General features: G+C 62.8%; 6 protein-coding genes. 5 read left to right on the top strand and 1 reads right to left on the bottom strand.

Features of this window, described 5'->3' with window-relative positions; genetic code table 11:
* From ACILSO_RS31200 to ACILSO_RS31185, 4 genes are all read left to right on the top strand, one after another.
* The coding region (locus ACILSO_RS31200) for a M3 family metallopeptidase (RefSeq protein ID WP_395741415.1) at window positions 1–714 on the top strand (714 nt) is incomplete at its 5' end.
* A 306-nt stretch (window positions 715–1,020) separates the two neighbouring features.
* Window positions 1,021–3,234 carry a copper-transporting P-type ATPase gene (locus ACILSO_RS31195; protein ID WP_395741414.1) on the top strand — a complete coding sequence of 738 codons (2,214 nt, stop codon included), beginning with the start codon at window positions 1,021–1,023 and terminating at the stop codon, window positions 3,232–3,234.
* 87 nt (window positions 3,235–3,321) lie between these two features.
* Window positions 3,322–4,488: a transposase gene (locus tag ACILSO_RS31190; protein ID WP_395741413.1), complete on the top strand. Its 1,167-nt coding sequence runs from the start codon at window positions 3,322–3,324 to the stop codon at window positions 4,486–4,488.
* 242 nt (window positions 4,489–4,730) lie between these two features.
* Window positions 4,731–8,423, top strand: a complete 3,693-nt coding sequence (locus tag ACILSO_RS31185) for a protein kinase domain-containing protein (protein WP_395741412.1) — start codon at window positions 4,731–4,733, stop codon at window positions 8,421–8,423.
* A 690-nt stretch (window positions 8,424–9,113) separates the two neighbouring features.
* Here the strand turns inward: ACILSO_RS31185 and ACILSO_RS31180 are convergent.
* Entirely contained in the window at window positions 9,114–10,724 is a 1,611-nt protein-coding gene (locus ACILSO_RS31180) for an ABC-F family ATP-binding cassette domain-containing protein (protein ID WP_395741411.1), read from the bottom strand.
* 435 nt (window positions 10,725–11,159) lie between these two features.
* On the opposite strand from ACILSO_RS31180, the gene ACILSO_RS31175 reads away from it, so the two are divergent.
* Entirely contained in the window at window positions 11,160–12,386 is a 1,227-nt protein-coding gene (locus ACILSO_RS31175; RefSeq protein ID WP_395741410.1) for a DUF4190 domain-containing protein, read from the top strand.

The following is a 12,386-nucleotide window of genomic DNA, read 5'->3' as shown; positions in this document are numbered from 1 at the left end:
GGCTCGCAGCTCAAGCACGAAGAGCGCGTCTACATGACCTTCCACCGCACCGTGCACGACATGGTCACACTCGCCCATGAAGTCGGCCACGCCTGGCACTCCTGCGTTCTGCGTCCTGCCCGCTCCTTCGCCGCCAGCTACCCCATGACCCTCGCCGAAACCGCTTCAAACTTCGGCGAGATGATCCTCCTCAACGGCCTCATGAGCGACCCCGCCATCACCGAAGCCACCAAGGCCTACCTCCTCGATCAGGAAATGCTCCGCGCGCACGCCTACCTCATCAATATCCCCATGCGCTACGAGTTTGAAAAAGCCTTCTACACCGAGCGTGCCAGCGGCGAGGTCAGCGTCAGCCGCCTCAGCGAGCTCATGTGCGAAGCCCAGCGCAAGCTCTACGGCGACACCCTCCTCGAAGACGGCTTTGATCCCATGTTCTGGGCCTCCAAGATGCACTTCTTCATCAGCGGCATCTCCTTCTACAATTTCCCCTACGTCTTCGGTTATCTCCTCAGCCAGGCCCTCTTTGCCCGCTTCAAAGCCGAAGGCCCCTCCTTCCTCCCCCGCTATGAATCCTTCCTCGCCATGACCGGCAGCGCCACCTGCGAAGAAGTCGTGAAGCAAAGCCTCGGCGAAGACATCACCCAGCCCGAATTCTGGGCCACCGCCCTCAAAGCCATCGAGCCCACTCTGAAAGCCTACGAATCCGTCAAGTAGGGCACCTCAACGCATGTCCTTGATGAACTGGAGCGCTCAAAAAGTGCGCTCGTCAGAAGTACGACAGACACTCTTGTCTGTCGGTCAGCGCTCCGCCATCCCCCAGACCCACGCCCAATATCCAGCGTACCTCAGCAGCGATTTCTGGCTGCACTCCATCAGCACCCGCATCATCTCCTTTTCCATTCCCCCTCCGGATCAACGGCGCTCCTTCAATCTCTCCCCCCATCCCCGGGTCCTCTGACACACCTTTCGCCAAGAATAGTCTGGTGATGGCGTTCTTTGTGCGGCTATTTTACCGTCGCAATGCTTCCCTCCGCGCCCACCTCCTGTCCGCACTGCTCCTCGGATGAGCAGAAGCCGAAGCCTGCAGCTGCTGCCAGGGAAAGCCTGCCATCGACCCCGCCCCTCTACATCTGCCCGATGTGCGATGGCGTGAGTTCTGACAAGTCGGGCGCCTGCCCGCATTGCGGCATGGCCTTGGAGAAAAACCCTCTCGCCCAGCGCAACGAGCCCGAATGCTGTGGCGACGGCGGCGATGAGGAAGTCCGCGACCTCTGGTGGCGCGTCCGCTGGAGCACCGCCATGACCGCCCCGGTCGTCCTGCTCTCCATGGGCATGGAACTTCCCGTCATTCGCGACATCCCTCACGAAGCCTCCGCATGGATGCAGTTCGTCTGGGCCACCCCGGTCGTCTTCTGGGTCGGCTGGCCCCTGCTCGTCCGCTTTGCCCGCTCGCTCGTCACGCTGCGGTTCAACATGTTCACCCTCATCGGCCTCGGCGTCCTTGCCGCATGGACCTACAGCACCGTGACGCTCGTGGCGCCGCAATGGCTGCCGCATGCGGCCACGCATGGCGGCATGGTGCTTTACTTCGAGAGCGCCGCCGTCATCACCGTGCTCGTGCTTCTCGGCCAGCTTCTTGAGCTCCGCGCCCGCAAAGCCACCGGCTCTGCCATCCGCGCCCTCATGAACCTGGCGCCCAAGACCGCCCTGCTTGTTCGCGACGGTCACGAAATCGACACCCCCATCGATGACATCCAGCCCGGCGACATCCTCCGCCTCAAGCCCGGCTCTCGCATTCCCGTGGATGGCATCGTCACCGAAGGCAGCTCCACCGTCGATGAGTCCATGCTCACTGGCGAATCCATGCCGCAGAAGAAGGAAGCCGGCTCCGCAGTCACCGGCGGCACCGTCAATGCCACAGGCACCTTCCTCATGCGCGCCGAGCGTGTCGGAGCAAATACGGTCCTGAGTCAGATTGTTGAAATGACCGCCAAGGCACAGGCCAGCCGCGCCCCGGTGCAGCGCCTCGCCGACCGCGTCTCCGCCTGGTTCGTTCCCACCGTGGTCGGCATCGCCTTGCTCACCTTCCTTCTCTGGTGGCAGTTTGGCCCGCAGCCTTCCTTTGCCTTCGCTGTCGTCAATGCCGTCGCCGTCCTCATCATCGCCTGTCCCTGCGCCCTCGGCCTCGCCACGCCCATGGCCGTCACCGTGGGCCTCGGCCGCGGCGCACAGCTTGGCATCCTCATCAAAAACGCCGAAACCCTCGAACGTCTCCACGGCATCGACATCCTCATGCTCGACAAGACCGGCACCCTCACCGAAGGCAAACCTTCGGTGGCGGAGATCTTCCCGCTGCCCGGTCTCTCCGCACGCGATCTCCTCGCCTGTGCCGCCGCCGTCGAAGCCGTGAGCGAGCACCCCATCGCCACCGCCATCGTCAGAGCCGCCAAAGAGCGCAACATCCCTCTCGCCGCCGTCACCGATTTCCAGTCCATCACCGGCAGCGGCGTCCTCGGCAACGTCGGCGACAGCGAAGTCTTCATCGGCCAGGAGGCCTTCCTCAAGAAAAACGGCGTCTTCATCAGCGCCGAATGCCACACCCAGTCCATGCGGATGCAGGCCGAAGGCTGCACCGTCGTCGTCGTCGTCCTTAACGAAAAGCCCCTTGGCCTCATCGCCATCAAAGACAAACTCAAAGAGTCCGCGCCACCCGCCATCACCGCGCTTCACGCCCTCGGCTTGAAACTGCAGATGATCACCGGCGACTCCCTCGCCACTGCCCAGCGCGTCGCCAAAGACCTCGGCATCGACGACGTTGCCGCCGAAGTCTCCTCCAAAGAAAAGCTCCTCCACGTCTATCAGGCCCGCGGCAAAGACCGCCACGTCGCCTTTGCCGGAGACGGAATCAATGACGCCCCAGCCCTCGCCGCCGCCGATGTCGGAATCGCCATGGGCACCGGCACCGAAGTCGCCATTCAGAGTGCCGCCGTCACCCTCATGAAGGGCGATCTCCGCGCCCTCCACCAGGCCTTCTCCCTCAGCCGTGCCACCATGAAGGTCATTCGTCAGAACCTCATGTTTGCCTTCCTCTACAACGGCCTCGGCATCCCCCTCGCCGCCGGCATCCTCTATCCCCTCACCGGCTGGCTACTCAACCCCATGATCGCCAGCATCGCCATGTCCCTCAGCAGCGTCTCCGTCATCCTCAACAGCCTCCGCCTCCGCCGCTTCTGACCCCAAGCCCCCCGCAAGCAGCAACTACTAAAATAATGCCAGGCATTTAGTTTGCTTTTTTCGCTCTTCCTTGTCTCTTCCCATAAGATGCGCCCCACCCACACCCCTGAACATCAAAGCCCTGCGCCTCGCGCACTCGAAGACCAGCTCGTCGGCGTCAACGCCAAAACCGGCCTCTATCCCGGCGCGCGTTCCTGGTCTGGTGGCCGCCTTCGCGTCCTCGGTCGCGGCCCCTTGGAGTCCTACTGCTACCACGTCATGTCTCGCACCTGTGGCGGGGAGGTCTTCTTCGACGACGTCGAAAAGGAAGCGCTCCGCCGCATCATCTGGCGCATGGCCGAATTCAGCGGCATCAAACTCGTGACCTACTGCCTCATGGGAAACCACTTCCATCTCCTCGCAGAAGTCCCTCATCGTCAGACTTGGCTGCAGCGCTTCACCGGCCCCAGGGGCGAAGACAAACTCTTCGACCACCTCAGCATCCTCTACAGCCGCACCTACCTCGGCCTTCTGCGCGATGAACTCGCCGATCTCCGCGCCCGCGGCCTCTCCTCGCTCGCTGACCAGCGAGGCGAAGCCCTAAAAAGGCGCTTCTGCGATCTCTCCCTCTTCGTCAAAGAAATCAAAGAGCGCTTCAGCCGCTGGTTCAACAAACGCCGCGGCCGCCGCGGCACCCTGTGGATGGACCGCTTCAAAAGCGTCCTCGTCGAGGGCAAAGGCGAACCCCTGCGCACCATGGCCGCCTACATCGATCTCAACCCCGTCCGCGCCGGCTTGGTCAAAAACGCGCAAGATTACCGCTGGTGCGGTTACGCCGAAGCCCTCGGCGGCAGCCGCAGAGCTCAGCGCGGTCTGTGCAGGGCCCTTGGCAAACCGGTGGACGGCTGGCGCACTGCGGCGGTGGCAGAGGCCTATCGAGATCTTCTGGAGGATTCTGGTCGCGGCCCCAGTGTCCCACAAACGGAGCAGACCGTGCAATCCGGCGTCACATCCAGTTCCAGCCCCCCCACCACCGAGTCGGCCCGCGCCACTCTCGCAGCCCACGGCAAATTAACTCCCGCAGAGCTCGTGCGCCTCCGCGTTCGTTATTTCTCCGATGGTCTCGTTCTCGGCAGCAAGGCGTTTGTGGAAGGCATCTTCACAGCTCAGCGCGATCAGTTCAGCCCAAAACGCAAGCAGGGTGCCAGACGCATCCCAGAGTCCGCAGAACCCTTCTATGCACTGCGCAGGCTCCGCCTGAGGTCTTTGCAATGATGGTGCACCTCGCGGCAGCAGCGCATGCGCGGCCGCTTCGCCGCCTTCAGTTTCAGACTTGGTCTCAGACTCAGTCTCAAGAGATCCGCGCACGCTCTCATCTTTTCTGCCGCGCCACCATCACAAGGCTTGCCCCACTCTGCGTTCTCTGAAACATTGCACGAGTTCTATCTTTTTCCCCTGTGAACCCTGATCCGGCCCAGCCAGCTCCACCATCTCCGTCAGACGAGGATGCAAAGTTCATGCCCCCTGAAGAATCGGCCACCGGCATGATCACTCTGGGGCCGGAAGACGTCACCATCGCCATTCCCGCCATCAAGCAGGAAAGGAAAGACAAGATCGCCACCGCTCAAGTGCCCCCGGCACCCGCGGTTGAGGAAGTCCCCACGGGCAATGTTACTCTCGGCCCGGAGGACGTCACCATCGCCATTGCAAATCCCAGCCGCAAACTCCCTGTGGCCACCATGGGTGGCGGTCAAACCATCTCAAGTCCTGACACCGGCATGATCACGCTGGGCCCTGAGGACCAGACCATCGCCATCCCCACGGGCAAGCCAGCCACGCTTCCCGGTGCCGCCACTCTGCAGAGCCACGGCGGCCTCCCCGCCGCCACCGCCAGTTCCATGGCCTCCATGGGCAGCCCGTCCAGGCCGCGCTCCCACATGGAGTCCCTCACTGGCAACGACGGCTGGATCGGCGATCGCTACCGCCTCCTCGACAAACTCGGGGAAGGGGGCTTCGGCGTCGTTTATCGCGCCGAGCAGGTGAAGCCCATTCACCGCATCGTCGCCATCAAGATCGTCAAGGCCGGCGTCACATCTCAGGACATCCTCGGCCGCTTCGCCATCGAGCAGCGCACGCTCGCCATCATGGAGCATCCCAACATCGCCCGCATTCTCGATGCCGGCGAGACGGACATCGGCGCTCCCTTCTTTGTCATGGAGATGGTCAAAGGCCGCTCCATCACCAGCTACTGCAAGCAAAACGGCCTCGATCTCCGCCAGCGCCTCGCTCTATTCATTCCCGTCTGCCGCGCCGTGCATCACGCCCATCAAAAGGGCATCATCCATCGCGACATCAAGCCCGGCAACATCATGGTCATGGACGAGGCCGGCAAAGCCGTGCCCAAAGTCATCGACTTCGGCATCGCCAAAGTCCTCGAAGGCGAAGGCTCCGGCCACACCATTGCCACCGGCGTCGATCAGCTCGTCGGCACCCCCGGCTACATCAGCCCCGAGCAGATTGAAAACGGCAGCTCGCATGTGGACACACGTTCAGACGTCTATGCCCTCGGCGGCGTCTTTTTCGAGCTCATCTGCGGCCGCGCTCTCATCACTCCGGCGGACATCGCCTCAAAGCCCGTCCACGTGCTCCTCCGCGATCTCGCGGAAAAGGATCCCCCCAAGCCTTCCACCATCGAGCCCGCCGTGCAGGGGGATCTCGACTGGATCGCCCTCAAGGCCCTTGAGCGCGATCCCAACCGCCGCTATGGCAGCGCCGACGATCTCGCAGACGACATCACCCGCTACCTGAGCTTCGAGCCCATCACCGCTCGTCCGCCGAGCCGGCGTTATCTCATCACCAAATTCGTCCGCCGTCACCGCGTCGGCGTCGCTGCGGCCATCGCCATCTCTCTCGCCGTCCTTGTCGGCGGCATCACCAGCACCGCTTTGTATTTCGAGGCCGAGCGCAATCGCGCAGAGGCCGAGCTTGGGCGTGAAGACCTCCGCAAATCCTTCAGCCACTCAGACCAGCAGATGGCCCGTCAATTCAGCGAGCGCGGTCAGTACAATGACGCCGTCGCCTACCTTGCCCGCTCGCTCCGCACCGATCCCGCAAACAAGCTCTCCTCCACCTACCTGCTTTCTTTGCTGGCCAATGTTCATCTCATTCGTCCAGACACCTCTCCACTCAGCCTGCCCGAGGGCGCTGTTGACGCCGCAAAAGTCGCCGTCAGCCGCGAAGCCGGCACCGTCCTTGCCGCCTCTTTCCTCAAGCCCAAGTCAAAGCCCGCCGCCACCCCGGAAGGTGTTCCCCAGGAGCGTCGTGAAGTCATCTCCACCTGGAACATGAAAAGCGGCGAGCGCACCGACCACCCCGTGCCGCCCGGCGTGGAGATCACCTGCCTCGATATCACGCCAGACGGTCAGCAGGCCGTCATCGCGCGCGACGATGGCAACGTCGAGCTCTGGACCCTCAAAGACGGCAAGCGCCGCACCCTCCAGCCGCGCATGCCCAGCCTCGTCACCTGCATCGCATTCTCCGGCAATGGCACCAAGCTCCTTGCTGGCAGCGAGATCGATGCCGCAGGCATGGGCTCCATCCATCTCTGGGACCTGCGCAAGCCCCAGGACCCCGCGGTCGTCATGAAACAAAAAGGCGTTGTCGGCGAGATCGCCGTCGACAATGACGGCGTCTTCGCCACCTCCATCTACAGCGGCGACCCCATCGATCCCGAAGGCCCCGATGGCACCGCCACCACCTGGGACCTCCGCCTCGGCCAGGCCGTCGGCGATCCCATCGAGGTGGACAAAGGCCTCCTGCATGTCGCTATCGAGCCCACCCAGGAGCTCGTCGCCCTCGGCACCCAGAAAGGCGAAGTCTTCGTCGGCAGTTTCCGCAACGGCGGCGAAGTCCTCGCTCCCATCGCTCACCCCTCCGCCATCACCTCGCTCGCCTTCACCGCAGACAGCCGCTCCATCGTCGTGGGCGATGGCGGTGGCTACGTCCACATCTGGAATCTCAGCGACGGCAAGCTCCGCTTTCCCACCCGCCCGCATGATGGCGAAATCCTCAAGGCCATGCCCGCTGCGGATACCAGCCTCATCGCCACCGTTTCGCGCCATGGCGATGTCAGCGTCTTCGATATCCAAACCGGCGCCCTTCTCTCCTCCCACATCGACTACGCTTTGAAGGACGCCAGGATCACCCGCGACGGCTCCTTCCTCGCCCTCGCTCCCCTCGGCAGCCCGTTCGTCCAGGTCTGGGACATTCACGAGCGCATGGCCGGCCGTAAATTCGTCGACATCCTCGACAAAAACCTCATCACCCGCATCAAAGGCCCCGACAACTCCCCCCAGCAGTTGCACGACTCCGAAGCCGGCGGTGCCAATCGCCAAAAATCCCTCTACGCCGCCGCCGATCCCGACGGCACCGTTTACATTTACGACGCCAAGACCCTCAAGCCCATCGGCAAGCCCATCCTCCATCCCCCTGCCGTCGGCGCCGTCACCATCACCCAGGACGAAAAACTCCTCATCACCTCCGGTCGCGATCGCGCCGTGCGCATCTGGGACATCGCCACCCGCGAAAACATCCAGACCCTCCAGCACAAAGTCACCGTCCCCGTCATCGCCCTCAGCCCCGACGACCAGCGCCTCGTCACCGTCACCGATGAGGGCGAGCTCCGCGTCTGGGAAATCCGCACCGGCGAGTGCCTCACCCCCGGCATCCGCGACACACCCCGTGCCAACAGCGACGAGCAGGGCATCGTCGTCGCCCGCGTCTCGGACGATGGCCGCAGCGTCCTCTTCCGCGTCTCCGGCCACGGCTTTTTCAGCGCCGACATGCCCCCTCAAAACGTCACCCTCCCCGAGTGGTTCCTCAAGCTCGCCGAAGGCCTCGCCCGCCGCCACCTCACCCCTGAGGGCAACATCCAAGACGTCGAACTCGAAGACTACGAAACCGCCGTCGCCGCCATCCCCAAAAAGCCCGCCACCGGCGAAGACACCGCCCTCAGCTGGGCCACCTGGCTCCTCGCCCCGCCCTCCACCCGTCCCGTCTCCCCCCTTCAGAAGCAGCCCTTCGAAGACTACCTGAAATCCCTCAAACAAAACGGCTCCCCCGCCGCCGCCCGCGAGCTCCTCCGCTACCGCCCCAAAGACAAAGAAGCCGCCGAACGCTCCAAGCTCCTCGTTCCCTCCCTTCCGAAATAAAGCAAGTAGCCCAGTTGCGCCGCAACTGGTTCGGCGGAACCGATCACGCCCCCATGAGTCTCCCGAAAGACCGCCAGTGAATTCGTCCGCACTCTCCGAGTGAGGTTTCTTGCACTCATCCCAAGCGCATTTGAACCACGTCCGCAAGCCGCAGCGCGTTCCGCGTGGCCAGTAGCTCCCCGCTGTCTCGGGTCCAAAGCGTCGCAGATTAATAATGCCAGGCATTTTGTAGCAAAACGCTCACAAGTCATTGGCCCCATCATCTTAAACCAATTTTCCTCGCCCCAAGTCAGCGCGCGTCCCCACCTCCCCTCCCTGCTTCCATCCCTCTCTCTTGGTCTCGCCACACCCTCCACATCCGCTCCGCCCTCTCAAATCCTTCTACCCCTAATTTTTCTACCTCTTCTCCGTCCGTCGCCCACCTCCCCCCGAAACTTCACACCTCGCCCGCTAACACCTTTCGTCCCTCCGACCAATTTCCAATTTTCAGTTCCCATTTCTCAGTTTTCAGTCCCCCCAACCCCTCTCCCACGCCCCAGCGGCCGCAATCTCCCAGCAGAGGGAGCATCCCGCTCCCTCAACCCTCCGCCACACCCACCACCCCAAAAATTCCACCCCTCCGTCAAACCACCGCCAACAACAGCAAACCATCGCCAACCACCGCAAACTTCCCCAGGGCCCTCCGGGCCCTCACCCCGCCACCACCGCCGCCCGCGCATTCTCCTCCGCACCCGTCTTCTCCAGATAGTAGTCATAGTCCCCCGCATACGCCTGCACCTTCCCCTCCGTGATGTGCAGCACCTTCGTCGCCAGCGACCGGATGAAGTGCACATCATGGCTGATGAACACCAGCGTCCCCTCAAACTTCTGCAGCGCCAGGATCAGCCCCTCGATCGCCCAGATGTCCAGATGCGTCGTCGGCTCGTCCATCAGCAGCAGGTTCGGCGGATCCACCAGAAACTTCACCAAATTGACTCGGCTCTTCTCACCCCCGCTCAGCACCCGGCACTTCTTGTGCACATCCTCACGCTTGAAAAGAAAGCTTCCCAGGATGCTCCGCGCCTCATCCTCACGCAGCTCCGGCGCCACACGCTTCAGCTCCTCCAGCACACTGCAGTCCGGGTCCAAAGTATCCGCCCGATGCTGCGAAAAATACCCCAGCTTCACATTCGTCCCCAGCCTCCGCTCACCCTTCTGAAACGGCACCTCACCCGCCAAAATCTTGATCAGCGTGCTCTTGCCCGCCCCGTTCGGCCCCACCAGCACCGTCCGCTCCCCACGCTCCACCTCCAGGTCCAGGCCCTTGTACACCTGCTTCGTCCCGTACGCCTGATGAATGTCCGTCAGCGCAATGAGGCGCTGCCCACTCCGCTGCGGCTGTGGAAAATTAAAGCGGAACCCCTTCCGCAGCGGCCGCGGCTTCTCCAGCTTGTCCATCTTCGCCAGCTGCTTCTCACGACTCTGCGCCTGAGACGCCTTCGACGCCACCGACCGGAACCGGTCAATGAAATCCTGGATCTGCTCGATCTCCTTCTGCTGGTTCTTGTACGCCTGCATCGCCCGCTCGTAATTCTCCTCCCGCTGCTTCAGGTAGTCACTGTAGTTCCCCTGATAAGAGATCAGTTTGCTCTCCTCGATCTCATACACCTGCTGCACCAGCTCATCCATGAAGTCACGGTCATGCGAAATGATCAGCAGCGCCCCCGGATAATTTTTCAGGTAATTCCGGAACCACATCAGCGAAAGCAGGTCCAGGTGATTCGTCGGCTCATCCAGCAGCAGCAGATCCGGCTCCATCACCAGCAGCCGCGTCATATGCGCACGCATCACCCAGCCACCGCTGAACTCCTTCGCCCGTCGGCCAAAATCCTCCTCCTTGTAGCCCAGCCCCTTCAGGATCCTCTTCGCCTTCGCCTCCGTCTGCGGATCCTGCAGCGCATCATGCTTCGCATGCGCCTCGAAATACTCCGGGCTCGAAACATCCCCCGCCGCCTCAAACGCGCTCAGCGCCTTCTCCAGCGCCTCAATCTCCCCCGCCTTCCCCGTCGCCACCTCCAGCACCGTCTCATCACCGATCGGCTCACTCTCCTGCGGCAGAAATCCCACCGTCGTCCACTCATCCCGGATCACCTCCCCCGCATCCGCCGTATCCGTCTTCAAAATCAGCGAAAACAGCGTCGACTTCCCCGCCCCATTAGGCCCCACCAGCGCCACCCGCTCCCCATAATTGATGGTCATCGACGCAGCACTAAACAGCGTGCGCGCATTAAAAGTCTTCGTGACGTCGCGAATGGTAAGCATGGGAAAAGAAAAAAGGGGGAAGGGGAGCAAATCAGCTACCCCACCCCACGGCAGTTGCAAGGCCCAAGCACGTTGCAGTCCAGAGACAGCTAAATCCCACGCACAGCGCCAGCCCCTCGCCTCCGGCCCATGAAGTCCGAATGCCCACTGGACGCTCGAATGCCCCGCGCAGGTAGGGCGGTTGGTCCCCCAACCGCCGCCGCACGTCCCCAGTCCCCCTTTACACCACCAACGCCTTCGCGGCATTCCGTACTGGGAGCGCCGGTTTTTAACCGGCTTTGGCCTGCCGCCCCGCCTCGGGCACCACCACCGCACCATCCCAAACTTCCTCCACACACCTCCCCCACACAGCACATCTCAATCTATCTCCGTCCATCGACCCCCGTCCACCTTTCCTCTAGGCAACTCCCCCGCCACCGACTATACCCCTTGACCATGTCCTACAGCACACCGCCATCGATGCCCGGCTCTCCCACACGCCTTCCGGTCACACAGTCTCGTTCCACGGACCGCCTCGCCATCATCTCCCTCGTCTTCAGCATTCTCGGCCTCTTTGCCTTCGGCATTCCCGCCCTCATCGGCATTATCACCGGCCACATCAGCCGCTCCCGCATTCGCAAACAAGCCGGCAGGCTCGTCGGCTCCGGCCTTGCCCTCACAGGAGTGATCCTTGGCTACGCCGCCCTCGTCTTCTGGGCTCTCGTCCTCGGCTGCCTGGCGCTCATCTCCACCATCCAAAGAGCATCCGAAAACATCGCCAAACAGAGCGCCACTCAGCGACAAGAAGACTTCGTCCGGAAAACCCAGGAAAACACCCGCGCCCGCCAGGCCTTCAAAACCCGCCTCATACGCAAAGACCGCGAAAACGAAGCTGCAGACCCGCCCGCCCCAGCCACCGGGATGAAACTCGTCAGCTACCCTGGTCCCCTCGGCAGCATGGCCGCCTACGTCTCTACCGATCCAGGCGACGGCAAAAAGCACCCCGCCATCATCTGGCTCGTCGGCGGCTTCAGCAACAGCATCGCCGCCGATGTCCTCGAAAAAGGCGATCCAGAAAACGACCAGTCCGCCAGCGCCTTCCGCGAGGCCGGTCTCCTCATGCTCTACCCCTCCCTCCGCGGCGGCAATCAGAACCCCGGCTTCAAAGAAGGCCTCCTCGGCGAGGTGGACGACGTCCTCGCCGCCCTCGCCTGGCTCAAGCAGCAGCCCTACATCGATCCCGCCCGCATCTACCTCGGCGGCCACAGCACCGGCGGCACCCTCGCCCTCCTCGTCGCCTCCTCCACCACCGATCTCCGCGCCGTCATTTCCTTCGGCCCCGCCTACAGCGCCGCCGCCTACGGCCAGAACGTCCTCCCCTTCGATGTCGAAAACGAAGCCGAAGCCATCCCCCGCGCCCCCATCCTCTCCCTCGATGCCATCAATGCCCCCACCTTCGTCATCGAAGGCGTCAAAGGCAACATAGAGTCCCTCCGCCGCATGCGTCGCAGCCGCTCCAGCCAGCACGTCCGCTTCTTCGAAATCAAAGACGCCGATCACTTCCGCGTCCTCCGCCCCCTCTCCGAACTCCTCGCCAACGCCATCCTCCAAGACACCGGCCCCACCTCGAAACTCGACATTTCGGACACCATGCTGCAAGCGGCCATGAAACATCACCCGTAA

The organism is Prosthecobacter sp. (assembly GCF_044226605.1).
Lineage (GTDB): Bacteria > Verrucomicrobiota > Verrucomicrobiia > Verrucomicrobiales > Verrucomicrobiaceae > Prosthecobacter.
The sequence above is the reverse complement of the archived record's forward strand: the minus strand, read 5'-3'. Positions and strand labels throughout refer to the sequence as shown.